Annotated in this window: 26 protein-coding genes; 18 read left to right on the top strand and 8 right to left on the bottom strand. The window is 33.6% G+C overall.

Annotation, left to right across the window (positions count from 1 at the left end; genetic code table 11):
• Nucleotides 1–5: 5 nt before the first annotated feature.
• On the bottom strand, nucleotides 6–542 hold the full coding sequence (locus ACOOWA_RS07360) for a helix-turn-helix domain-containing protein (protein WP_421374243.1): 537 nt from the start codon (nucleotides 540–542) through the stop codon (nucleotides 6–8).
• Nucleotides 543–1,394: 852 nt separating this feature from the next.
• Here ACOOWA_RS07360 and ACOOWA_RS07355 point away from each other — a divergent pair.
• A complete protein-coding gene (locus ACOOWA_RS07355; RefSeq protein WP_421374242.1) occupies nucleotides 1,395–2,501 on the top strand; it encodes a M14 family zinc carboxypeptidase in 1,107 nt (368 codons plus the stop codon).
• 47 nt (nucleotides 2,502–2,548) lie between these two features.
• Here ACOOWA_RS07355 and ACOOWA_RS07350 read toward each other — a convergent pair whose 3' ends face one another.
• On the bottom strand, nucleotides 2,549–3,058 hold the full coding sequence (locus ACOOWA_RS07350) for a DUF4920 domain-containing protein (RefSeq protein WP_421374241.1): 510 nt from the start codon (nucleotides 3,056–3,058) through the stop codon (nucleotides 2,549–2,551).
• Between the two features lie 138 nt (nucleotides 3,059–3,196).
• On the opposite strand from ACOOWA_RS07350, the gene ACOOWA_RS07345 reads away from it, so the two are divergent.
• From ACOOWA_RS07345 to ACOOWA_RS07335, 3 genes are all read left to right on the top strand, one after another.
• Complete coding sequence (locus ACOOWA_RS07345; protein ID WP_421374240.1) at nucleotides 3,197–4,612, top strand: APC family permease; 1,416 nt, start codon at nucleotides 3,197–3,199, stop codon at nucleotides 4,610–4,612.
• 374 nt (nucleotides 4,613–4,986) lie between these two features.
• Nucleotides 4,987–5,427: a GPW/gp25 family protein gene (locus ACOOWA_RS07340; protein ID WP_421374238.1), complete on the top strand. Its 441-nt coding sequence runs from the start codon at nucleotides 4,987–4,989 to the stop codon at nucleotides 5,425–5,427.
• A gap of 23 nt (nucleotides 5,428–5,450) precedes the next feature.
• Nucleotides 5,451–7,328 carry a type VI secretion system baseplate subunit TssF gene (locus ACOOWA_RS07335; RefSeq protein ID WP_421374237.1) on the top strand — a complete coding sequence of 626 codons (1,878 nt, stop codon included), beginning with the start codon at nucleotides 5,451–5,453 and terminating at the stop codon, nucleotides 7,326–7,328.
• A gap of 58 nt (nucleotides 7,329–7,386) precedes the next feature.
• On the opposite strand, the gene ACOOWA_RS07330 is transcribed toward ACOOWA_RS07335, so the two are convergent.
• The 3 genes from ACOOWA_RS07330 to ACOOWA_RS07320 all read right to left on the bottom strand — a co-directional run bounded on the left by ACOOWA_RS07330 (nucleotide 7,387) and on the right by ACOOWA_RS07320 (nucleotide 9,377).
• A complete protein-coding gene (locus tag ACOOWA_RS07330; protein WP_421374236.1) occupies nucleotides 7,387–7,686 on the bottom strand; it encodes a putative quinol monooxygenase in 300 nt (99 codons plus the stop codon).
• 21 nt (nucleotides 7,687–7,707) lie between these two features.
• Nucleotides 7,708–8,388: a type 1 glutamine amidotransferase domain-containing protein gene (locus ACOOWA_RS07325; RefSeq protein WP_421374234.1), complete on the bottom strand. Its 681-nt coding sequence runs from the start codon at nucleotides 8,386–8,388 to the stop codon at nucleotides 7,708–7,710.
• Nucleotides 8,389–8,807: 419 nt separating this feature from the next.
• Nucleotides 8,808–9,377: a Crp/Fnr family transcriptional regulator gene (locus tag ACOOWA_RS07320; protein ID WP_421374233.1), complete on the bottom strand. Its 570-nt coding sequence runs from the start codon at nucleotides 9,375–9,377 to the stop codon at nucleotides 8,808–8,810.
• A 195-nt stretch (nucleotides 9,378–9,572) separates the two neighbouring features.
• On the opposite strand from ACOOWA_RS07320, the gene uvrA reads away from it, so the two are divergent.
• The 8 genes from uvrA to ACOOWA_RS07280 all read left to right on the top strand — a co-directional run bounded on the left by uvrA (nucleotide 9,573) and on the right by ACOOWA_RS07280 (nucleotide 15,380).
• Nucleotides 9,573–12,401 carry an excinuclease ABC subunit UvrA gene (gene uvrA, locus ACOOWA_RS07315; RefSeq protein ID WP_421374232.1) on the top strand — a complete coding sequence of 943 codons (2,829 nt, stop codon included), beginning with the start codon at nucleotides 9,573–9,575 and terminating at the stop codon, nucleotides 12,399–12,401.
• An 11-nt stretch (nucleotides 12,402–12,412) separates the two neighbouring features.
• Nucleotides 12,413–12,562, top strand: a complete 150-nt coding sequence (locus ACOOWA_RS07310) for a hypothetical protein (protein ID WP_421374231.1) — start codon at nucleotides 12,413–12,415, stop codon at nucleotides 12,560–12,562.
• A 129-nt stretch (nucleotides 12,563–12,691) separates the two neighbouring features.
• Nucleotides 12,692–13,012 carry a hypothetical protein gene (locus tag ACOOWA_RS07305; protein ID WP_421374230.1) on the top strand — a complete coding sequence of 107 codons (321 nt, stop codon included), beginning with the start codon at nucleotides 12,692–12,694 and terminating at the stop codon, nucleotides 13,010–13,012.
• A 229-nt stretch (nucleotides 13,013–13,241) separates the two neighbouring features.
• Nucleotides 13,242–13,646: a hypothetical protein gene (locus ACOOWA_RS07300; RefSeq protein ID WP_421374228.1), complete on the top strand. Its 405-nt coding sequence runs from the start codon at nucleotides 13,242–13,244 to the stop codon at nucleotides 13,644–13,646.
• A gap of 99 nt (nucleotides 13,647–13,745) precedes the next feature.
• Nucleotides 13,746–14,258 (top strand): DUF421 domain-containing protein, encoded by a 513-nt coding sequence (locus ACOOWA_RS07295; RefSeq protein ID WP_421374227.1) that lies wholly within the window; start codon nucleotides 13,746–13,748, stop codon nucleotides 14,256–14,258.
• A gap of 1 nt (nucleotide 14,259) precedes the next feature.
• Nucleotides 14,260–14,754, top strand: coding sequence for a GNAT family N-acetyltransferase (locus ACOOWA_RS07290; RefSeq protein WP_421374226.1), 495 nt, complete (start codon nucleotides 14,260–14,262; stop codon nucleotides 14,752–14,754).
• Nucleotides 14,755–14,809: 55 nt separating this feature from the next.
• The gene (locus ACOOWA_RS07285) at nucleotides 14,810–14,956 is read left to right on the top strand and encodes a hypothetical protein (protein ID WP_421374225.1); all 147 of its coding nucleotides are present in this window, start codon (nucleotides 14,810–14,812) and stop codon (nucleotides 14,954–14,956) included.
• 145 nt (nucleotides 14,957–15,101) lie between these two features.
• Nucleotides 15,102–15,380, top strand: a complete 279-nt coding sequence (locus tag ACOOWA_RS07280; RefSeq protein WP_421374224.1) for a hypothetical protein — start codon at nucleotides 15,102–15,104, stop codon at nucleotides 15,378–15,380.
• Between the two features lie 62 nt (nucleotides 15,381–15,442).
• Here ACOOWA_RS07280 and ACOOWA_RS07275 read toward each other — a convergent pair whose 3' ends face one another.
• Nucleotides 15,443–15,757, bottom strand: coding sequence for a DUF4286 family protein (locus tag ACOOWA_RS07275; protein ID WP_421374223.1), 315 nt, complete (start codon nucleotides 15,755–15,757; stop codon nucleotides 15,443–15,445).
• A 148-nt stretch (nucleotides 15,758–15,905) separates the two neighbouring features.
• Here ACOOWA_RS07275 and gyrA point away from each other — a divergent pair, with 148 nt between their 5' ends.
• Both gyrA and ACOOWA_RS07265 read left to right on the top strand, forming a co-directional pair.
• A complete protein-coding gene (gene gyrA, locus ACOOWA_RS07270) occupies nucleotides 15,906–18,494 on the top strand; it encodes a DNA gyrase subunit A (RefSeq protein ID WP_421374221.1) in 2,589 nt (862 codons plus the stop codon).
• Between the two features lie 25 nt (nucleotides 18,495–18,519).
• Nucleotides 18,520–19,575, top strand: coding sequence for a tetratricopeptide repeat protein (locus ACOOWA_RS07265; RefSeq protein WP_421374220.1), 1,056 nt, complete (start codon nucleotides 18,520–18,522; stop codon nucleotides 19,573–19,575).
• A 56-nt stretch (nucleotides 19,576–19,631) separates the two neighbouring features.
• Here the strand turns inward: ACOOWA_RS07265 and ACOOWA_RS07260 are convergent, their stop codons facing one another.
• Nucleotides 19,632–20,297 (bottom strand): NAD(P)H-binding protein, encoded by a 666-nt coding sequence (locus ACOOWA_RS07260; RefSeq protein ID WP_421374219.1) that lies wholly within the window; start codon nucleotides 20,295–20,297, stop codon nucleotides 19,632–19,634.
• Nucleotides 20,298–20,451: 154 nt separating this feature from the next.
• Between ACOOWA_RS07260 and ACOOWA_RS07255 the strand changes: the two genes are divergently transcribed.
• Nucleotides 20,452–20,805, top strand: coding sequence for an MmcQ/YjbR family DNA-binding protein (locus ACOOWA_RS07255; RefSeq protein WP_421374218.1), 354 nt, complete (start codon nucleotides 20,452–20,454; stop codon nucleotides 20,803–20,805).
• Here ACOOWA_RS07255 and ACOOWA_RS07250 read toward each other — a convergent pair.
• A complete protein-coding gene (locus ACOOWA_RS07250; RefSeq protein WP_421374216.1) occupies nucleotides 20,802–21,722 on the bottom strand; it encodes a bifunctional riboflavin kinase/FAD synthetase in 921 nt (306 codons plus the stop codon). The genes ACOOWA_RS07255 and ACOOWA_RS07250 overlap by 4 nt on opposite strands.
• 293 nt (nucleotides 21,723–22,015) lie before the next feature.
• Between ACOOWA_RS07250 and atpD the strand changes: the two genes are divergently transcribed.
• The 3 genes from atpD (at nucleotide 22,016) to ACOOWA_RS07235 (ending at nucleotide 24,775) form a co-directional block, all read left to right on the top strand.
• On the top strand, nucleotides 22,016–23,524 hold the full coding sequence (atpD, locus tag ACOOWA_RS07245; RefSeq protein WP_421374215.1) for a F0F1 ATP synthase subunit beta: 1,509 nt from the start codon (nucleotides 22,016–22,018) through the stop codon (nucleotides 23,522–23,524).
• A gap of 56 nt (nucleotides 23,525–23,580) precedes the next feature.
• Nucleotides 23,581–23,865, top strand: a complete 285-nt coding sequence (locus ACOOWA_RS07240; RefSeq protein WP_421374213.1) for a FoF1 ATP synthase subunit delta/epsilon — start codon at nucleotides 23,581–23,583, stop codon at nucleotides 23,863–23,865.
• 79 nt (nucleotides 23,866–23,944) lie between these two features.
• Complete coding sequence (locus ACOOWA_RS07235; protein WP_421374211.1) at nucleotides 23,945–24,775, top strand: hypothetical protein; 831 nt, start codon at nucleotides 23,945–23,947, stop codon at nucleotides 24,773–24,775.
• The last annotated feature ends 101 nt before the right edge of the window (nucleotides 24,776–24,876 follow it).

Here is a 24,876-nt window from a genome sequence, read left to right as displayed (position 1 = left end):
TGGTTTTATGGCTCAAAACTCTCAAATTTTCCGTTTTCGTAGAAAATAACAATGCGTTTAATTTTATTTTGTTGATTATCAGTTACTTGATTAATTATTTCCTCTTTAGGTTTTTCTAATCGCTGAGAATCGATTATTTTTTCGTTGGCTCTACTTTGATACGTTTTAAGCGATTCTGGCGGACTCGTGAAAATTGGTTTTTCCTCTTCAGTAATTTCTTCTTCGCTTCCAAAATCTTCGTCTTCATTCATCATCGTAAATAAATCGGGCAGAGAAGTTGGTTTTAATTTTTCTTCCAAAGTTTTTTCTTCGGTATCGGGAAGGTCAGACTTCAGCATTTCCCCGTCACCATTCACCAACCAATCCCACAAAATTTCTGGGAAGCGGGATTTTATTTTAATGATAAATTCTAACGACGGTTTGTTTCTTCCGGAAGTTACATGAGAAATGGAGGAACGCTGCACATCAACTTCATCTGCAAATTCAGACGGTGTAAAACCGGAATATTCTATAACCTTTGAAATTCTTTCATTTAAACTCATACAATAAGCTGTAAAATTACTTTTACAAATGTAAATATTAAATTTACAAAACACAAATACAAGTGTAAACAACTAAAACTTATTAAGTATACAAAAGTAAATAGATGTAAGTGTATTATTTTCAATAAATTACAGTATTAGTAAAATTTATTCAGATAAATTATTAAACAAAATTTCCACATTTAAAATTTAATAAATTTTGACTTAAAGTAAAAGATGAAGTAAAAAAGATAATGAAAATTACTGTTGTTACATTTCATATAAAAAACCAGTAATTCTCTTCTTTAAGCGATAAACAGGACTTTTATATACAATTAAAATACTAATGGAGTAGGAGATGGTCTAAACACACTTAAAACTGATATTTCATCTTACCCCCTCTCGAAAAATGAAAAATAATCATTGCAAAATTCCATTAGTAAACAGTTTTAACAATCTTTAAGAAATAGAAATGTTGTTAAATGCCTATGATTTAAAGAAGCGGTTAGACTATTTATTTAAACTTAAACATAACTCAATTTTTAGGTGCTAAATTCAGTTTTATCCACAATTAACATTTGTATATTATTTTTCAGTATTCGTATTTTCCACGATTAAAATGTTTAAGTTAATTACACTCATTTTCGTTAAAATGCAGTTACTAACACTTAAAGTATATTTAATTATAATCTTTAAATAAAATTTTTAAATAACTGAAAATTAATGCTATAAAATAGTATAATTAAATTATTATCAATCCACAATTTTACCAACAGACAATCTGACAATTTACATTGTTTAATTAAATTACAATTGTTAATTTTAGTTTTACAAAGAAATTAATTAAATTTGAACAATGTAAATTATTATTGAATGAATTTTGAACATTTCTACACTGTAAATTCTGATTTTCCTTATCGCTATATTTCCCCTGAAAAATTATTTTCTTACTTACAGACGAATCTCGCCGATTATATTCAGGAGATTGGAAAGTCACATTTAGATAAACCTATTTATAAACTGAGTATCGGAAAAGGAAAAATTAATATTTTGGCTTGGTCACAAATGCATGGGAATGAATCAAACGCGACACATGCAATGCTTGATTTATTGAAAAGCCTGGAGATTGCCCCAGACATAAAGGAAGATTTATTCAGTAAAATAAGTCTGGATTTTATTTTTATGTTAAATCCTGATGGATCGGAGAAATGGACAAGATTAAATGCATCAGAAATAGACCTCAACCGTGATTTCCATAATGAGGCGAGTAAAGAGATAAAATTCCTGAAGAATTTAGCTGCTTCAAAGAAGTACGATTATGCATTAAATCTTCATGAGCAACGTACCATTTTTACAACAGACAGAATTCATCCTGCAACACTCTCCTTTTTGGCTCCTTCAGAAAATGTGGAGCGAACAGTTACAGAAAACAGAAAAAAATGTATGGCAGTTATTGCTGCTGTTTACACTCATCTGAAAGAATTGATTCCGAATCAAATCGGCAGATATTCTGATGAATTTTATCCCACTTCTACAGGTGATAATTTTATAAAAGCCGGAATGCCAACCATTCTTTTTGAAGGCGGACATTTCGTAGATGATTATTTGAGAAAAGAAACAAGGAAATATTATACAATTGCTTTATACTACGCTCTAAATGCAATTAGTGAGTTAAATTCAGATACAAAAGGTTGGGAAACTTATCAGGAAATTCCGGAAAATCAGGAAACGCATTACGATATTATTTATCGAAATGTAAGATTAAATACAGATCATGAATGTATTTTAGATATTGCAGTTCAGTACAGAGAAATTTATGAAAACGGAAAAGATGATATTTCTTTTATTCCTTTTGTGATGGAAGCGGGAGAAGTGAGTAGGAAAGGTTGGATAGAGATAGACTGTACAGGAAAAAGATTTGTTTCTGATACAAAATATCCAAAACTTGAAGCCGAAGTAAGTTTCACAATAGAAGACTAAAAAGCGGAACAATTTGTTCCGCTTTTCTATTATATATGGCTGTAAAATTAATTCACAACTTTAATTCCGTTTGCTACGAATCTTATTTCTTCTTTTGGTTTTGTAATTGCATCAATTTCAGATTGTGGTTTTTTTGCATCTTCTGCATAGTGTTTTTGTTCGTCTACAGAAGTTACTTTTCTCTCTGCTGTTCCGTCTAAAACAACAGTCTTACCTTTCAAAGCAGTGGGAACAAAGAATGCATAATCTTTCATTTTTACGAAAAATTGAGAGTTGTCTTCAGTTTCGATAGTCAGCCAACAGCCTTTTTTATCACAAACGTCCGTAACTTTACCTTTTACAGCTACGTTTTCTACTTTTTTATTATCCTTTTTAAGTTTCTTGCTTAATTTATCAACAGAAATTGCCTTAGATTCTGTTTTAGCTTCAACTGTAGAACCATAAGTATCACCTACGATTGCATTTCCTTCAGGTGGTCCCATTTTTTTCTGTTCCTGAGCAAATGCTAATGTAGACATGCTGACTGCAGCTATAAGTAATATGGATTTAAATTTCATTATGATATTTTTCCCAAAATTAATAATAAAAAATGAATTTAAAATGATTTTTGTTAATCAGTAATTGTCGTTTCTATTTCTTAAATAAAACTAAAAATTATTGCATAATTAATTATATTTGATGATTATAATTAAAATATGCAGAAAAAACTGAAGCTTTGGGATGCCGTAATGCTTGTAATGGGCTCTATGATTGGCAGCGGAATCTTTATCGTAAGTGCCGATATGATGCGAAATCTCGGTTCAGGATATTGGATGATAGTGGTTTGGGTTATCACCGGAATCATGACGGTTGCAGCTGCAATTAGTTACGGTGAATTATCATCACTCTTCCCAAAAGCTGGCGGACAATATACCTACATGACAGAAATCTTCGGAAAGAAAATGGGTTTTTTGTATGGATGGGGTTTGTTTACCGTGATTCAAACCGGAACAATTGCGGCGGTTGCAATGGCATTCGGGAAATTTACCGCTTATCTTGTTCCAAGTCTTAATGATGCTGCTCCTATTTTTCAAAGCGGCGAATTTCAAATTACATGGATTCAGGTTTTGGCAATTGCAGTGATTATTTTATTGACTTACATTAATACAAGAGGTGTAGAAAGCGGGAAAATATTGCAGAATTTATTCACAGGTTCTAAAATTTTGGCTTTGCTGGGTTTAATTGCACTGGGTTTTATCCTCGTAGACTTCTCCCATTTAGCGGAAAATTTCAGCTTCGGAACAGATTCTTTCAGTAATTTAGACAAAGATGCGAAAGGCAGTTTCCTACATTCAGGTTGGAAACCCATTTCCGGAATGACTTTGATGGGCGGAATTGCAGCAGCAATGGTAGGCTCGGTTTTCAGTTCAGTTGCCTGGGAAAGTGTAACCTTCGTTTCAGGAGAAATTGAAAATCCTAAAAAGAATGTGGTAAAAGCTATGATTTTGGGGACTTCAGCAGTGATGTTGCTTTATATTGCCGTGAATTTCGTTTATATCAACGCTTTAGACAGAGATTCAATTGCTTTTGCTACTAATGATAGAGTAGCTGTTGCCGCTTCACAGAATATTTTCGGAAGCGCAGGAACGGTAATTATCGCCGTTTTGGTAATGGTTTCTACGTTCGGTTGCAATAACGGATTGATTTTAGCAGGAGCGAGAGTTTTCCAGACGATGGCAAAAGATGGACTGTTCTTCAAATCTGCCGTTGAAAACAATAAAAATCAGGTTCCATCAAACGCTTTATGGATGCAGGGAATTTGGGCATCAATTCTTTGTTTAAGCGGACAGTACGGAAATCTTTTGGATATGATTTCGTTTGTTATTGTATTATTTTACATGATCACGGTCTTCGGAGTCATTTATTTAAGAATCAAACAACCGAATCTCGAAAGACCCTACAAAACATGGTTATATCCCATCACTCCTATTATTTACCTTGTAATCGGAACTGCTTTTTGTATTTTATTATTGATTTATAAACAGCAATATACCTGGCCGGGATTTCTGATCGTACTTCTAGGACTTCCTGTTTACTATTTAATCAACAGAAACAAAAAAGGAGATTCTTAATTTTTTTTAGGAGCTTAATCCAGCTTTTCACTATATCTTTTTCTCCAACGTTTTTTTCAAGCCATTTCAGAAAAAGGATGCCGTTTCAACCAGGGCTAAAAACATAGTATTTAAAACTATTGTTAATGGAAGTTCCAAACCGTGACATGGTATTTTTATATTCTAACATTGCAGTGAAAAACTATTACAAATAAGTATTTCGTTTAGAGATCAAAAACAATAAGCCTTATTATCTTCAAATACCCACAAATAAACAAAATATTTAATTTTTTTTAAGAATAAATTTAAGTTTCTATGAGGTATTATTTCTCAAAAATGATTAATTTGGTATTTCGTTTTACACGACACCAACGAAAAATAACGAAATATCACCTATGGACACACCAAATTACAGAATGCCTTTTGTACCGTCTACCCTTATGTCTGAAGGTGGAAGTATCGATACCTGCGATATGGGAGAAAGCATTGCTCACAATATTATGCTTTTAATCACAACTAAAAAAGGAGAAAACAGATATGATGACAATTACGGAAACGATGTCTGGAATCTTGAATTCGATAACGGCGTAACAACAGCAGTCTGGGAAAATGTATTTATAAAAAGTCTTAAAAGACAGATTTTAGAATACGAAACCCGAATCATACAACCACAGATTGACGCTCACATACAGTTTGTAGAGCATAACTATGACACCAAAGAACATACGGAAATCAAGAAAAAAGTAAAAATAGGGATCAACGCAAAAATGGAAGCTACAGGTGAGCGTTTCAGTTTTTCTACCGAACTTTTCCTGAGCCCGATGTCCATCGACTAAATATTTATTTGTAAAAAGATTGTATGAATTTAGACCAGAATATTTATTCCAAAGAATCAGTAAAAGCGAGAATGCTTCAGAATGCTACAAAAGTTTGGGGATTGAAAAGTCCGCAGTCATTGGATCCTTTTGTCAAATTACTGATTGATGCATTCAGCACAGAGGTTTTTAAAGCGAATAATGAAATTCAGACCGTTAATGCAAGAATTTTAGAGAAACTTGCGAAATTATTAACTCCGTCAATTTATACCCACCCGATTCCGGCCCATGCTTTGGCATATACAATGCCATATGAATCTTCAGAAATTTTGTTGGATCACACTGAGTTCTTTTTTAAAAAACACATGAATTCCACCATAAAATCAGAATCAGACAAACAGCTGAACATTCCTTTCACACCTGTTGGAAGTATAAGAACCAACAAAGTACAGACTGCGATTATGTTTGTAGGGAATACCTGTTACAGTTTGGATGAAAGATTAAATAAAATTCCGATTTCAAGATTTCAGGGAAGACCGCAGGATTACAGAAAAGTCACCATCGGAATTGACGTATCGAAATTTACCAATGAAAAATTTCCTAAAACATTAAGTATTTATTGCTCAAATCCGGCATTCGAACATTTAGATTTTGTTTATAAATTATTGCCTTACAGTACCGTTTCCAGCAACGGAAATCCTATGTTTATTAAAGAAGGAATTTCGTATATGAAAAATCATGAAGCTGAAGGCTACGAACAAATTTTTCATGAGCAATCTATAAGGACCAAAGTTATTGATGATATTAAAAGTATTTATCATCATAAATTTATTGAAGTTACGGGGCTTTCACGAGACTTGTTTACTAAAAGTCTTCCACAGGATCTGGATTTCTTAAATGAAAGAGAAGAGCTTGAAAAATATCTGAACGGTAAAGAATATTTGTGGCTGACCTTTGAGTTTCCTCCGCAGTTTTCGGCTGAGATTTTAGATAATTTTACCTTTGTTCTCAATGCTTTTCCTGTTTACAACCGTGGCTGGAAGAAAACAGAATACAGTTTAGATATTATGGGAAATAATATTCCTTTAATTACCGAAGAAACAGAGCATTTCCTTTATGTGGATGAAGTTCAGGACGGAGACGGAAGAAAATATACCGAAATTCCTTTCACGCCTTCAGATCATCTTAAAAAAGGCTTATATACAGTAAGAAAAGGCGGAATGGAACGCTTCAACAACCGAAACGCAGTCGATATGATTTCTAATGTTCTGGAACTGACGAGAGATGAAATCGCAGCTTTCTCATTGTTAAACCGAGACAACGTAAAAGGAATCTTGGGTGAAATGTCGGATAAGATGAAATCGATGGTTCAGAAAGTGAACAATGCGAAAAGAAGCATCAGACAGGAACTCAATTATGTAATTATGGAACCTGTTGAAAAAACAGATCATACATATGCCTCATTTTGGATTACGCATTGCACTTTTGCCAATCATATGCGTCCCGGAACGGAACTTACCAATCAGCTTAAATCGCAATCGATGATTTTACTGACGGAAACTATTGGTGGTGCAGAAGAACAAAAAGGTTCAGACAGTATTCAGGCGTATAAATATGCATTAACTACGAGAGATAAGATTATTTCTCTGGAAGACGTTAAAAATTACTGCCGAATGGTTTTAAAAGACGAAATGAAAGACGTTCGTGTAAAACGTGGAACTATGATCAGCAACAAACCAAAAGAAGGCTTTATAAGAACGGTGGAAGTAGAAATTATTCCGAATAATTATTCTTTTTACGGAAGAGTTTACTGGGAAAATATGGCAAATATTCTGCGAAATCAAATTGTCTCCAAAGCCATCGACGGGATTGAATATCTCGTAAAAGTAAGCAATGAAGACACCGATTTTTTTGAAAATTAAAGAATAAAAAGTTTCGGGCAAAACAAAGGGTTTTCCGAAACTTTTTAAAATACATTATCTAGAATAGCAGGTTCATCAGAATAACCTCTCTGTTTTCCAATAACGGAACGACCTTCTCCAACACGATATTTTTGAAATGCTCAGAATTGCGGTGGGCTTCCACAGCATTTTCATCTGTATAACCTTCATATAAAATAATCATATTTTGGTCTTCCCGACTTTGGTGTAGTTTATAAAACAGATTCCCTTCCTCCTGAGTGCTTTTTTCTGTAGCTTCTTTCATCAGATATAGAACTGCATCCAGTTTCCCTTCTTTTACCTGCCATTTGGCATGAACAAATACATTATTTTGATCCATTTTTTTAATTTTAAAATTAAATTAAGCTTTTTTTGCTTCTAAAAGAGCCACTATTTTTTCTCCTACACCTTTTGCTGAGGCTGGGTTTTGTCCGGTTACCAAATTTCCGTCAGCAATACTGTTCGCAGACCAAGGTTTCGCAGCATGAAAGATTGCACCTTGCTCAGTCAATGCAGTTTGCAAATCAAAAGGAACATCAGGTCTTGCATAATTGTCTTCTTCTTCAGTAGTGAAGGAAGCAATATTTTTACCATCTACAAGATAAGTTCCATCATTCAATTTTACATTTAATAAAGAAACAGGACCGTGACAAACTGCTCCTATAACACCATTTCTTTCATAAACTTCAGCGATTACTTTTTTAAGTTCAGCATTTTCAGGCATATCGACCATTGGTGCTAAACCACCGGGAACGAAAACAGCATCGTAATTATTGACATTCACTTCTGAAAGTTTTGCAGCGTTGTGCATATCTTCCCAGCCTTTTCCCGTAAGAAATTTTAAATTATCAGGATCATCAGCTAAGTTTAAAGCATCTAAAAAAGGAGATTCACCTGTTAAACTTGCAAAATCAATTTGATAATCTGCTTTCTCAAATTCTGCGTAAGGATGGGCTACTTCAGATAAGAAAGTTCCTGTTCTTCTTTTGTTTGGTCCGATTGAGTTTGCATTGGAAACAATAATTAGAACTTTTGGTTTCATGACTTTGAATTTTTTAGTTAAATGAATATTTTGTTTGGATTTTTTAAATCGTTTAAATTTCTATAGCAAATGTAGGCCGGTTTAAAACCTCAATCGAAGGAGCAAAGTCACAAAAAAAGTGTGACCGAAATCACACTTAATAATTAGAATACTTAAATCAATTAAGATTTATAAATATTGGTTGTGCATTTTGAAGACGTAATTAAGGAATTAAAAAATTAGTATGGTATTTCTTTGCTAAATGAAATGCCATTGTTTATCTTAAAAAAAAGAATTTATTCTACAACCCTTGTCTTTCTTTGCAATTAAAAAACGCAAGGAAAGACAAAGAATTATAAAATAACACTTAGATAAAGTTAAACCAAGGCGTTTCACTTATTTTTGAAAAACAAAGATTAAAATGCAAAGAGTTGTAAAAACTATTTTGTATTTGAATAAAGTCGGCTTAGAGTCTCTCTGCTTACTCCCAAATATTCCGCAACATATTTTTTAGGAATCTGTGAAATCAAATCAGGATATAATTTTGAAAACTCTTCGTAGCGTTGCTGAGGTGTGCTTGAAAGGAGAAGAATAATCCTCTGTTGTAAGGCAATATAACCATTGGTAAGCTTTGTTCTGAAGAAATTTTCCATCTTATGAAATTCTGAAGCTAACTTTTCTCTGCCTTCTAAAGTGAGGCATGCCACAGTTCCGTCCTGCAGACATTCTACAAACATCGTGGCATTTTTTTGTTTAAAGAATCCTATGTAATCAGTCATCCACCAATTCTTTTTTGCAAACTGCAGAATATGTTCTTTTCCGTTTTCGTCAATGTAAAAGACTTTATAAATTCCATCGAGCGTAAGAAACTCAAACTTTACTTCATCACCTTCATGCACCAAAAACTGATTTTTACGAACATTTTTTATGGTGAAAAATGTTTTTATATGATCGAATTCTTCATCTGATAAAGAAATTATTTCTTCGATATGTTCACGCAGTCTGTTCATGGTTATATTTAAATCAGTGTAAATTTAAGTAAAAACGAGAATAAGTTTTTAAATCATTTATATCTGAATAGAAATAAAATTAAACTCTTTTTTGATTGTTTAAATCTAAAATTTCCAACATTTTTTAACATTAATAAGTCCATAAAATTCCGTAATTTTGCACATCGTGATTTTCATGTTAAGTCACCCCAGATTATGAGTGAATCAAAAGAATATATAGAAGTTTACGGAGCCAGAGAACACAATCTTAAAAACATTGATGTCAAGATTCCGCGTAACGAATTGGTTGTAATTACCGGACTTTCGGGAAGCGGAAAATCATCATTGGCTTTTGATACGATTTTTGCGGAAGGACAGCGTCGTTACATCGAAACATTTTCTGCTTATGCAAGACAGTTTTTAGGTGGTTTGGAACGTCCCGATGTTGATAAAATCGAAGGATTGTCTCCGGTAATTGCCATCGAACAGAAAACGACCAACAAAAACCCCCGTTCGACCGTTGGAACTGTTACTGAACTGTACGATTACCTGCGTCTTTTGTATGCAAGAGTTTCTGATGCGTATTCTCAGACAACAGGAAAGAAATTGGTAAGTTATACCGAAGAGCAGATTCTTGAAACCATCAAAGAAAATTATACAGGCGAAAAAATCATGTTGATGGCGCCGGTTGTGCGTTCCAGAAAAGGACATTACCACGAACTTTTCGTGCAGATGGCAAAAAAAGGATACGGACAAGCCAGAATTGATGGTGAATTGCAGGATATTGAATATGATTTAAAACTTGACCGTTACAAAACCCACGACATTGATATCGTTATCGACCGTTGGATTATCGGAGAATCTGCTTCCGAAGCCAGAATGGAAAAATCTTTACATACCGCAATGGAAATGGGAGAAGGGTTAATCGGAATTCAAAAATTGGGAAGTAACGAAATTGAATATTTCTCAAAGAATTTAATGGATGCCGAAACCGGTCATTCATTGGCATTACCGGAACCAAACACGTTTTCGTTCAATTCTCCGAAAGGAAGCTGCCCAAGCTGCAAAGGTTTAGGAACGATAAAAAAAATCAACACCGATTATTTTGTAGAAAACCCGAAATTATCAATTAATCAGGGAGGTCTATTGCCTTTGGAAGATTTAAAATCCAATAAATGGATTCTATCTCAGATTAAAAATATTCTTGAAATTTTCGGTTTAGGCTTGGCGACGCCGTTTCAGGATATTCCGGCAGAGGCATTGGATTATATTTACAACGGTTGTCACAAAGAATTTAATAAAGATTTAAAATACGCAGGAATTACCAAGAAAATCAAAATCAGTTTTGACGGTTTGATTCCTTTCATGGAAGAAATGATTGAGGAAAGAGAATCTTACGAAGCAATTTTGCTCGAAAGACATTTCACGACTGAAGAAACTTGTCCGGAATGTAAAGGAGCACGTCTTCAACCCTCAAGTTTGAGTTTTAAAATTGACGGAAAAAATATTGCTGAGGTTAACGGATTAAGTTTATCCGACTTGAAAGAATGGCTTCACGATGTAAAAGATACATTTTCTGAAAAAAAATCAATTATAGCTCACGAAATTTTAAAGGAAATCGAGACGAGACTTCAGTTTTTATTGGATGTTGGTTTGGATTATTTAAGTTTAAGCAGAAGCTCCAAAACACTTTCGGGAGGAGAGTCTCAAAGAATTCGTCTGGCAACGCAAATCGGTTCTCAGTTGGTGAATGTTCTGTATATTCTGGATGAACCAAGTATCGGACTGCACCAGAGAGACAACGAAAGATTAATAAATTCTTTAAAAAATCTACGTGACATCGGAAATTCAGTCTTGGTTGTGGAACACGACAAAGATATGATTATGGAAGCCGATGAGGTTTTGGATATTGGTCCGAGAGCTGGAAAATTCGGAGGTGAAATTCTTTGGCAGGGAAAACCAAAAGATTTATTAAAAGCCGATACAATTACTGCCCAATATATCAACGGGAAAAGAAAAATTGCCATTCCTGAAGTAAGAAGACCAGGAAACGGAAAAAATATTGTTCTAAAAGGAGCAACAGGAAACAACCTTAAAAATGTAACCTTAGATATTCCTTTAGGGAAACTGGTTGTGGTTACGGGAATTTCAGGAAGCGGAAAGTCTTCGTTGATCAATGGAACACTCTATCCGATTCTCAATAAGCATTTTTACAGAGCCGTTCAGGAACCTTTGCCTTTCAAAAAAATCGAAGGTCTTGAGCATATCGATAAGATTGTAGATGTAGATCAAACGCCGATCGGAAGAACGCCTCGTTCAAATCCTGCAACGTATACGGCGATGTTTACCGACATCAGAAACTTATTTTCTGAACTCCCGGAATCTAAAATCCGTGGTTACAAACCCGGAAGATTCTCTTTCAACGTAAAAGGCGGAAGATGCGAAACTTGTCAGGGAGGCGGCTTGAAAGTGATTGAAATGAATTTCTTACCCGATGTGTATGTTCATTGTGAAACGTGCAACGGAAAACGTTTCAACAGAGAAACACTGGAAGTTCGTTACAAAGGAAAATCTATTTCTGATATTCTGGATATGACGATTGATGAAGCGGTAGAATTTTTCCAGCCGATTCCTAAGATTTTTGCGAAAGTGAAAACTTTGCAGGATGTAGGTTTAGGATATATCACTTTAGGACAGCAATCAACAACTTTAAGTGGAGGTGAAGCGCAACGTATCAAGTTGGCAACCGAATTATCGAAAAGACAAACCGGAAATACATTATACATTCTTGACGAACCCACAACCGGACTTCATTTCGAAGACGTGAAAATCCTGATGGATGCCATCAATCAATTGGTGGAATTAGGAAACTCTTTCATCATCATTGAACACAATATGGATGTTATAAAATTAGCCGATCATATTATCGATGTTGGTCCCGAAGGTGGAAAACACGGTGGAGAAATTATCGCAAAGGGAACTCCGGAAGAAGTAATTAAGTCTAAAAAATCTTTGACGGGGAAGTACTTGAAGAAGGAAATGTAATTTTTTTTTTAATGAATATTTTAAAGCAAAAAAACGGGAGGAATTCTAAATATTTTGAAATTCTGGATGACGGAATTTTAGTAAAAGATAGTTTTGCTAAAGAAGTACAGGAGTATAAAGTTAATTTTACAGATATTCAGGATGATAAAACAGTGTTTTGAAAATCTAAAGATATTGTGCTTTTAGGAACAACAGTATCTGTTGTTTTTAACGGCATACTTCTAAATATTATCATTCATAATTCTTTTGTGTTTTCAGAATCAATGAGTATTTTCGTTTTTGCTTTAATAATGATTCCTGTACTAATTATTGTAGGATTATGTAATCAAGAATTTAGAAAAGAAAGCTCAAAAAGTCTGACAGCATCAAAACCCATTGTTTTTTTCTACACAAAGAAAGACATAGAAGAAGTTGATGTATTCATTTCTAAAATTAAAGAAAGTAAGAAAGATTATTACCTGAAAAATTATTATAAAGTAGATAATCTGATTCCTGTTCATGTACAAATTGGCAGAATACAATGGCTTTATGAAAATAGGTACATTAATGAAAGTGATGCTCAATTTATCATTAATGAACTAGAAAGTAAGAGAATCATTGAGGGTTTGTAATCTTCGAAAATTTGGCTAAACAAATTAAGTTTAGCTTTTTTTTTGACCAAAATTTTAATTCCAATGTTAACAATTCAATTATTTTTAATTTTATTTAACTGATAATCAGTTTTTTAAATTCCAATGTTAACTCAATGTTAACTCAATGTGAAATTTGTATGAATTATTTTTTATATCTTTGATTTAGAATTCAAAACAAGTTTAATATTTAATTTAAAATCAAATGGTTATGAAAAATAAGATCCAAATATTCGTTGCTTCTCTTTTCGCATTAGGATTAACTGCAATTGCAGGAAATGTAAAAGCTCAAACTACTTCTGATAATACAATTCAGGAAGTTCAGTTAAATAAAAATGATGCTTTTAATGAGATCAGAAATCTTTTAATGGATAATTTTGATTTTACCAAGCAGGATTACAAACAGGGAGTTGTAAACTCTGAAGTGAAATTTGATATTGCTGAAAATGGTAAGATCGTAAACGTTCGTTCAAAAGGGGATTGCAAAAATGTAAGTAAAGAAATCGAAAGTGTATTATCTCATCTTCAATATAAAATTGATGCAAACAAACTTAACGAGAATATGTTGGCTTCATCATTTGTAATGCCTGTGAGAGTAGATATTAACAACAGATAATTCAGTAGAAACAAACTATATAATTTCCTTTAAACTGCTTGAAAGAGCAGTTTTTTTATTTGTGCTAATTGGTTACATTTGATCTAAATATTACAAACCGTGAATCCTATTTTAGATGTTGTTCTCCGCTCTGTTTCCGTTTATCTTTTTATGATGATTGCCATCCGTTTGTTTGGGAAAAATCAGCTTTCCCAGCTTAATGCGGGAGATGTTGTTTTGTTGCTTTTAATTTCTAATGCGGTACAAAACGCAATGGTGGGACAAAACACTTCCTTGGAAGGTGGAATTATCGCGGCTTTGGTTCTTTTCGTAGCTAACTTTATTGTGAAAAGATTGATGTTTTCCAGCAAGAGTTTTGCAAGCTTAATGGAAGCCGATCCTGTGATTTTAGTGAAAGACGGGAAGGAAGATCCTGTCGCGTTGAGAAAAGTAAAAATTAGTTTTGATGAGTTGAATGAAGCTATCCGGGAACATGGTATAGAAACAATGGATAATGTAAAACTTGCTATTTTGGAAGTCGATGGAAATATAAGCGTGATTTCTCAGGATAAAACAGATAAGCAAACTCATTATTCAAGAATCAAAAGAAAAAATAAAAGAAAATACCATTAAAATGAATTACGAGATACGAGAAATGCTTCCGCAGGATGAAACAAGAGTTTTGGAAATTCTTAAACAGGGAATCGACAGCGGAATGGCAACCCTTGAAACAGAATTGCCAAGCGCAGAAGCTTGGGATACCAGTTATTATAATGATTGCAGATGGGTTTTGGAAAATGAAGCCAATGAAGTGGTCGGTTGGTGTGCTTTAAAAACAGTAAGTAAAAAAGATTTTTTTAAAGGTGTTGCTGAAGTAAGTATTTATTTGGATAATAATTACATTGGGAAAGGTTTGGGTACAATGCTCTTGAAAAAACTTATTGTTGACAGTGAAAACCACGGATTCTGGACTCTGCAATCCAATATTTTTTCTGAAAATGAAGCATCAATAAGATTTCATCAGAAAAATGGCTTCAAAATTATTGGAAAGAGAGAAAAGGTAGCACAACTTCACGGGCAATGGAAGGATCTGATTTTTATGGAGCGAAGAAGTAAAAATGTATTTTAAATGTAATTGGCATTTTGATTGTATCATTTATTCTATCACTTTAAAATTTAGTATTATGAAATTGATTAAAAATACAGTCGTCATCGTAATTTTAGCCGGAATGTTTTCATCATGTTTGCCGCATCCAGGTAGAAGACCAATGCCGCCCGGCCACGATAAGAAAGTTGAAAAATTAAAAGAAGCTCATCCTCGAAACAGATAGAATTGATTTTGTTATTTTTAAATTATTAATCTGGATTATTCAGAAAAGTAATTAAATTGTCTTAAATAGTATTAAAAAATCAATGATAAAGAATTATTGGCACTGGTATTGATAATTTTTATTTGATAATTTGAAATTGATTTATATGAAAGTACTCACAAAAGTAATCGGATTGTTCCTTATTGTTTTTGCAATCACATTTTTCCAGGCGGAATCATTACAGAAACGCCATCACGGTCCGCACAAAAAACATTATCGTGGTCATTATAAGCCAAAATACAGAAAAGTAGCTCACTATCATAGGGGACCGAAACATTATCACAAAAGGCACTATTACAGACCAGCAAGGCCTTACAAACACTATTCTCACAAAAGACAACCACGTGTTTATCGAAGCAGACCTGTAGTTGTCGTAAACTTATAAAAAAAATCTGTCTAAAAAATTTTAGACAGATTTTTTTATTTTATAAAGAGTTTTAATTAGAATTACATTCTTCTTTTCTTCGGATTTAAAGATGTATTGAAAATCATCACGTTTTGTCCGAATTTACTTTCAATTCTATCAGTGATATTTAATAATTCACTTTCCATAAAATCCGTACGTTTTTCTTCATCATCAAACATCAGCAGAAGATTGTAATTTTTACCTTCATCTATGAAATCGCTGTGAACTTCAGACAAGATGTATTTGTCAACATCAAGAAGGTTTTCGGTCATTAAAACCAACGTTTCATCGACATATTTTTCCCATTCTTCCAGACTGTTGTTTACACAGTGAAAAGTTATACTTAATACACTCATATTTTAATATTTTTTAAGATATTTAGCTTCAAATCTCAGGCAAAAATCGGCAAAAATTTTGTAACTTAGCCCGTTATTAATAATTGAAAATAAATAGTTTTCAGACTGATTTTTAAAGGTCTGATTATCATTACAATAAAACTTATATATGCAAAAAGAAGGAGAAAGATTAATTCCTATCAACATTGTTGATGAAATGAAATCATCTTACATCGATTATTCGATGTCGGTAATTGTTTCAAGAGCATTACCGGACGTGAGAGACGGTCTTAAACCTGTACACCGAAGAGTGCTGTATGGTATGTATGGTTTAGGAGTTTTTTCAAACAGAAAATATTTAAAGTCTGCAAGAATTGTTGGGGATGTTTTAGGTAAATATCACCCACACGGAGATTCTTCAGTGTACGATGCCATGGTAAGAATGGCGCAACCTTGGAGTCTGCGTTATCCACAGGTTGACGGACAGGGTAACTTTGGTTCTATGGATGGTGATCCGCCTGCAGCAATGCGTTATACTGAGGCAAGACTTAAAAAAGTTTCAGATGAAATTTTATCAGATCTTGATAAAGATACTGTTGATTTCCAGAATAACTTTGATGACAGTTTGACGGAACCAACCGTAATGCCTACAAAGATCCCGAATCTTTTGGTAAACGGTACTTCAGGTATCGCTGTAGGTATGGCGACAAACATGGCGCCACACAATCTTTCTGAAGCGGTTGACGCAATTACTGCATATATTGATAACAGAGAAATTACCATCGATGAATTGATGCAGCACATTGTTGCTCCCGATTTCCCTACAGGTGGTATTATATATGGTTACGACGGGGTAAGAGATGCTTTCCATACAGGGAGAGGTAGAGTAGTTCTTAGAGCTAAAGTAGGTTTTGAAGAAATCCACAACAGGAATGCTATTATTGTAACTGAAATTCCTTACCAGGTTAACAAAGCTGAGATGATTGCCAGAACGGCTGAATTGGTAAAAGATGAAAAAATCCTCGGAATCTACGAAATCAGAGATGAATCTGACAGAAACGGAATGCGTATCGTTTATGAATTGAAAAATGATGCGATTCCGAATGTTGTTCTGAATATGCTGTATAAATATACTTCACTACAAACTTCTTTCAGTGTAAACAATATCGCTTTGGTACATGGCAGACCGGAACAGCTGAACTTAAAGGATATTATTCATCATTTTGTTGAGCACAGACATGAAATTATCGTAAGAAGAACTCAGTATGAGCTTAAAAAAGCGAAAGAAAGAGCTCATATTCTTGAAGGTTTTATGAAAGTGATCGGAACTCAGGATTCTTTAGATAAAGCGATTTCTATTATTCGTCACAGTTCAAATCCACAGGCAGCGAAGGAAGGTTTAATTGAAGCGTTTGAATTATCAGAAATTCAGGCTCAGGCAATTTTAGATCTGCGTCTTGCTCGTTTGACAGGAATGGAGCTTGATAAGATCCGTGATGAATATGATGCTATCATGAAAGAAATTAAAGATTTAGAAGATATTTTGGCAAATGAACCAAGGAGATTCCAGATCATTAAGGATGAATTAATTGAAGTAAAAGAAAAATACGGCGACGAAAGAAGAACGGAAATCGATTATTCCGGAGGTGAAATGTCTATCGAAGATATTATCCCGAACGAATCTGTGGTTCTTACAATTTCTCACGCAGGTTATGTGAAGAGAACATTACTTTCAGAATACAAAATTCAAAGCAGAGGTGGTGTAGGAAATAAGGCGGCTACAACAAGAGATTCAGATTTCCTGGAGTACATTGTTTCTGCAACGAACCACCAATACATGTTGTTCTTTACCGAAAAAGGTAAATGTTACTGGTTAAGAGTATTTGAAATTCCTGAAGGTTCTAAAACGGCAAAAGGAAGAGCTGTACAAAACTTAATCAACATCGAACCGGACGATAAAATCAAAGCATACATAAGAACCAACGATTTGAAAGATGTAGATTACATTAATCAAATGAGCGTTGTGATGATTACTAAAAACGGTACCATCAAGAAAACTTCATTGGAAGCTTACTCAAGACCGAGAGTAAATGGTATTAATGCAATTGAAATCAGAGAAAATGACCAGTTGTTAAGTGCTTATCTTACAAATGGTGAATCTCAGATTATGATTGCAACGAAGAATGGAAAATGTATCCGTTTCCCTGAAGAAAAGGTAAGAGAAGTTGGTAGAGGTTCTATTGGTGTGCGTGGAATAACGATGGAAGATAATGATGAGGTTATTGGTATGATTGTTGTGAATGATGTTGAGCGAGAAACCGTTCTAGTGGTATCTGAAAAAGGTTATGGTAAGAGAACAGCAGTTGAAGATTACAGAATTACCAACAGAGGTGGAAAAGGTGTAATCACTTTAAATATCACTGAAAAAACAGGTAATCTGATTGCAATTCAAAACGTAACAGACGAAGATGGATTGATGATCATCAATAAATCTGGTGTTGCCATCAGAATGAATATGGACGAGATGCGAGTGATGGGTAGAAATACTCAGGGTGTAAGAATGATCAATCTTAAGAAGAATGATGAGATTGCGGCCATTGCAAAAGTTGAAATGGATAAAGATGTAGAAGAGGAAATTCTGGAGGGAGAAGAATCTGAAGAAAACACATCAACAGAAGGAACCACTTCACCACAAACAGAAGATAAATTAGATGAAAACCCAGTTGATGAAACTGAAAACTCTGATTCAGAAGAATAATATAAATTTAAAATAAATTTCACCTATGAAAAAGCTAATTTTAGGTACAGCAATTATAGCTTCAACTTTTGCTTTAGCACAAAAGAAGGAGAAAAAAGACCCAGCTGCTCTTAATACTGAAATCCAGGCTGTTAATAAAACTGCAATGGATGCATATAATGCAAAAAATTATACAGTGGCAGCACCAAAGTTTTTAGAACTTTATAATTTGTTGAAAGATAATGCACAAGAAGATAAAACCTACCTGTATTATTCTGGTTTGAGTTATGCTTTGGCAAATAATCTGGATGAATCTATAAAAATTTACACAGAGCTTATCAATTCTGGATATACAGGTGTTCAAACCAGTTATACCGCTAAAGATAACAAGAGCGGGCAAGTATCAAGTTATGATAAAGCGACTTGGGATCTTCTGAAAAAGACCTCTTCAAAAGATTATTCAGATTTTAAAACTGAACAGTCTAAAAGTGTAGAACCAGATTTGTATGAAACTTTATCTACTTTGCTTTTAAATGCTAAGAAAAATGATGAAGCTTTGGCAATTATTGAAAAAGGTTTAGCTAAATACCCAAACAATGCTAAACTGAAAGAATTTCAGGGTACTGCATTATACTCATCTGGAAAAACAGATCAGTTTATGACTAATCTTAAAGATCAGCTGGCTAAAAATCCTAATGATGCAACAAACTGGTATAATCTGGGTGTTTTACAATCAAAAAATCCTGCCACAGTAAATGATGCAATTGCTTCATTTAATAAAGCTTTAGAGATAAATCCTAAAATGTCTAATGCTCACCAAAATTTAGTTTATGCTGCAATTGGTGATGATGCTAAAGCAGTAGAAGAAATTAACGGGCTTAGAAAATCAAACCCTGATAAAGCTACGGAGCTAATTGAAGCTCGCAAAGAAAGATTCAACAAAGCTTTACCCTATGCAGAAAAATGGTATCAGGTTGAACCAAATAACCTTGATGCAGTGCAAATTTTAAAGGATATTTATGCAATGCTTAGAAATCAGCCTAAAGTTGCTGAAATGAAAGCCAAAGAAGCTGCTCTTCAGGCTGCTGCACCAGCAAAATAATTGAAGTAATTTTTTTTATATAAAAACCGTTTCTATATTTTAGAAGCGGTTTTTTCTTAGATATTTCGATCATTAGATTTTTCAGCAAAACAGAAAATATTTCCCAATTTTATGCTGGAATATCCATTGCTTTTAATTTTTGACGAATTGATCATAGCTTTTGCTAAAATATCTGTTGGTAAAGGTTTTTGGCTCTCAAATAGTCCTAGCTTATTTGCAAACTTTATAATTCTGCTTCCCAAAACTTCTCCTGATCTTTCAGAATCTTTTCTTTCCAGCATTCCCGGCTTAAAGATGGTAATTTTATTGAAATGGAGTTTTTTTACGGCTTCTTCCAGTTCGCCTTTCATTTTAGAATAAAATATTTTAGATTTTGGGTTTGCTCCGTAAGCAGAAACCAAAATATAATCATCTACATTATTTTCTTTGGCAGCTTTTGCAAATTCATATTGGTAATCAAAATCAACTTTTCGCTGGGCTTCTTTACTTCCGGCATCTTTTAAAGTTGTTCCGAGGCATGAAAATGCAACATCTCCACGCACCAGATTTTTCCATTTTTCCGGTTGATCAAAATCCACAATGTGTATTTTCAACTTATCGTTATATATTGTGAGAGGTTTTCTCACAAAAACATTGACTTCATTAAAGTTATTATCCAATAAAAGTTGTTGAACCAAATCTTTTCCGGTAGCACCTGTAGCACCGATTACGAGAGCTTTCATAATTACGTGTTTTGTATGATGTTTTTTTCTTTCTTAAATTTACTAAATTTGAATAATTATTTAAGATAAAAAATAAGAGATTTGTAAGGAAACTAACTCATCAATTATCATTTATAAAAATTACTCATTACCAATTACTTATTACTCATACTAAATGGATGCCAACGAAATTTTAGATTATTGCCTGTCAAAAAAAGGAGTTACAGAAACATTTCCTTTTGATCAGGAAACATTAGTAATGAAAGTAGGAACAAAAATGTTTTTATTGATGTCTCTAAAAAGGCAGCCACTAACAATTGCAGTAAAGAATGATCCAGAATGGAGCTTAGAACTTCGTGAACAATATCCTCAAATCACAGGAGCCTTTCACATGAACAAAACCCACTGGAATTCGGTTTCTTTAGACGGTTTAAGAAAAGATTTAATTTTAAAAATGATTGACCAATCGTATGATCTGGTTTTTAAATCTTTAACGAAGAAAGCGAAAGAGGAGATATTGAATGATTAAAATTCGAAAGCTTCCGTCAGTCTTTTATCTTCATCCAGTCTTTCAATTAATTTTTCAAGACCTTCAAATTTAATTTCTTCATGAAGGAAATCTCTGAATTTTACGATGATTTTTTCGTCATAAATATCTCCTTCAAAATCAAGAATATAAACTTCAACGGTTAATTTTTCACCATTTACAGTTGGGTTGGTTCCAACGCTCAACATTCCTTTATATTGATGATCTTTTATGAAAACTTCAACAATGTAAGCTCCTTTTTTAGGAAGTAATTTCAAATTTTCAGTTTCGATATTGGCAGTTGGATAGCCAATCGTTCTACCCAATTTTTTACCATGAACAATAGTTCCGGAAACAGAGTAGGAGTAACCCAACATTTCATTCGCTTGTAAAATATTTCCATTCAACAAAGCATTTCTGATCTTTGTTGAACTGATATTATTTTCGTGAATGTTAATCGCTTCCATTTGTTCGACTTCAAAATCCAATTCTTTAGAAAGTTTTTGAAGCAATTCAAAATTTCCGCTTTTATTTTTTCCGAAAGAATGATCGTAACCGATAATTAAATACTTTACGTTTAATTTTCCTACTAAAATTTGTCTCACAAATTCCTCTCCGGTAAGATTTCGAAATTCTTCATCAAATTCTTTTAGAAATAAATTGTTGATGCCATATTTTTCCATCAGTAAAGTTTTTTCATCCAGCGTATTCAGAAGCTTTAAATCTTCATTAGGATTAAAAACAAATCTTGGGTGTGGCCAGAAAGTTAGAACTGCAGTTTCCAGATTGTTACTGATGCCTACTTTTTTAAGCTCATCAATAATATATTTATGACCAAGATGAACTCCGTCAAACATTCCTAAAGATAAGGCTAAAGGCTTTTGAGAGGCATAATCGCTGAAATTTCTGAAAACTTTCAAATGAAAAAATTTTGACTGCAAATATAAACATAATGTAGCAATGTAACAATTTAGCAGTCTAACAATGTAGCAAAGTAATATTGCGGTAATTTAAGAGGTAATAATCTGGAAAGATTACAGGTATAATGTAAAGATGTATCGTTATTTAGACAGTTATTGGTAAACTGTTACACGGTTATAATATTACATTTTAACAATTTATAAATTGGTAAAAAAGCATGATAAAAATCTTTTTTTTAGCAATTGCAGGTTTGTGAAGAATCATTATATTTGCACCAAGAAAAAATTTAGCAATGGCAAACCAAATTAAAGGAAAAATTTCTCAAATTATTGGTCCTGTAATCGATGTAGTTTTCAATAATGTAGAGGCTATTCCAAGTATCTATGATGCTTTGGAGATTACAAAAGAAAACGGTGAAAAAGTAGTATTAGAAGTAGAGCAGCATATCGGTCAGGATACAGTAAGATGTATCGCAATGGATGCAACTGATGGTCTTAAAAGAGGTCAGGATGTAATCGGATACGGAAATCCTATTATTATGCCAATCGGTGATGCAGTAAACGGAAGACTTTTCAACGTTGTTGGTGATGCTATCGATGGGCTTCAAAATATTTCTAAGGAAGGTGGTCTTCCCATTCACAGACCAGCGCCAAAATTTGATCAGCTTTCAACTTCTGCAGAAGTTTTATTCACAGGTATTAAAGTAATCGACTTGGTTGAACCTTACTCAAAAGGAGGTAAAATCGGATTGTTCGGTGGTGCAGGTGTAGGTAAAACAGTATTGATTCAGGAGTTGATTAACAATATTGCAAAAGGACATGGTGGTCTTTCTGTTTTTGCCGGTGTAGGTGAAAGAACGAGAGAAGGAAATGACCTTTTGAGAGAGATGCTTGAATCAGGAATTATCAAATATGGTGATGATTTCATGCACTCTATGGAAAACGGAGGTTGGGATCTTTCTAAAGTAGATTTGGAAGCTATGAAAGATTCTAAAGCTGCATTCGTTTTCGGACAAATGAATGAGCCGCCTGGAGCAAGAGCAAGAGTAGCACTTTCTGGTCTTACTTTAGCTGAATATTACAGAGACGGTGGAGAAACAGGACAAGGTAGAGACGTACTTTTCTTTGTTGATAACATTTTCCGTTTTACACAGGCTGGTTCTGAGGTATCTGCACTTTTAGGTCGTATGCCTTCTGCGGTAGGTTACCAACCAACTTTGGCATCTGAAATGGGTGCGATGCAGGAAAGAATTACTTCAACTAAAAATGGTTCAATTACTTCAGTACAGGCGGTTTACGTACCTGCGGATGATTTAACTGACCCGGCTCCTGCTACAACGTTTGCTCACTTAGATGCAACAACAGTATTAGACAGAAAAATTGCTTCATTAGGTATTTATCCGGCTGTTGATCCATTGGCTTCTACGTCAAGAATCCTGGCTCCGGAAATTATCGGTGAAGAGCATTATAACTGTGCTCAGAGAGTAAAAGAAATTCTTCAGAGATACAAAGCATTGCAGGATATTATTGCAATCCTTGGTATGGAAGAACTTTCTGAAGAAGATAAATTAGTAGTTTACAGAGCTAGAAAAGTTCAGAGATTCTTATCTCAGCCTTTCCACGTAGCTGAACAGTTTACAGGTATTCCAGGATCTTTGGTTGATATTAAAGATACCATCAAAGGATTTACAATGATTATGGATGGTGAGTTGGATCACTTACCGGAAGCTGCTTTCAACTTGAAAGGAACTATCGAAGAAGCGATCGAAGCTGGACAAAAAATGTTAGCTGATAACGCATAATAATGCTAATTGCTGATAGCAAATAGCTATTAGCCAAAAGCCAAAAGCAATTTAAAATGAATATAAAAATTTTAACACCAGAATACGTAGTTTTTGAAGGAGAAGTAGACTCAGTATTGTTGCCTGGAAAAAATGGTGAATTCCATTTAATGAAAAACCACGCAGGAATTGTTTCTTCATTATCAGGTGGTAAAGTGAAGCTATTTGCAAAGTCTATCGACGAAGCTTATGCTAAAAATTTTACTAAAGAAAATGAAAATCAGACTGAAGTTTTTTCTTACGCAATCAAAAGCGGTGTTGTGGAATTTAATAATGATAAAGGAATTATCCTTTGCGAATAATTAAATTGAGAAGCTAAATATATTTTCAAGAAAGTGTAACTTTGTTACACTTTTTTTATGCTCGTAAAAATTTGATTTTATGAAAAGAAATTTAATCATGTTCTTTACAGTTTTGAGCTTTATTCTGAATGCTCAATTGATTAAAACTAAAAGAGGCATTGTAAGTTTAGACGGAATTCATGTTGCAAAAATATCAAGCAAATCCGGAGAATATACTTTTATGGATTTGAAAGAAACTCCGATTTTCACGATGGAATTTGTCGATAAAAGTATTGTAGACTCTGTACGTGACAGTTATGTAAAGTTAAATCGTGTCTATAATCGTGAAAAAACGTTGGATATGGATTATATTTCACCTTCAGCATTTTCGGGGGACGAAAAATCAGCAGTTTATACTTGTATTAAAGCTCTCAAAATTATTGATGAAAGAGGAATAAATATTAAAAATCTGGATGAAGTTTTCAAAAATATGCCAAAAAGAAAACTTGATGCAAAAACGAAAGAAGCTTATGCCATCCGAACAAAAATTGATAAACTCAATATTACCGTGAATAATGTTGGAGAAATTTTAAGCAATGGTGTTCCCGTAGGATATTTCACCAATTTGCCGGTAAGTTTTGGTTCTGAAGATACAATTTCTGACAAAACTTTTGTTGATATTGAAATGTATGATGCTAAAAGTAAGTTAGTCGGCAGATACAGTACGACAACGAAAAGAATTACTACAGCCGGAGGAAAAGTTTTTACTTTATACAGAGAAATGTCGGGAAGAGCTTCAATTTTAAAATTCCCGACTTACAAAGCACTTGCCGAAAGAATGGCAATTTTGGATCCTAATTTTATAAAAATTAAAGAAAAAGTAGAAGTTGGTGAAGTTGTGAAAGATGGTGTTGAAAAAGATAAAAAGTAACTTTAATATGTTTAGCAAAAATAAATTCTAAAATTATTTTAGGAGTTTTTATTTTCTCACTTTGTCATTCCGGAGGAATCTCAAAAGCAGTTTTTTAACCT

The sequence above is a fragment of the Chryseobacterium sp. GP-SGM7 genome (assembly GCF_049166575.1).
Classification (GTDB): domain Bacteria; phylum Bacteroidota; class Bacteroidia; order Flavobacteriales; family Weeksellaceae; genus Chryseobacterium.
Note: the sequence above shows the minus strand (reverse complement) of the source record. Positions and strands in the feature narration are given on the sequence as shown.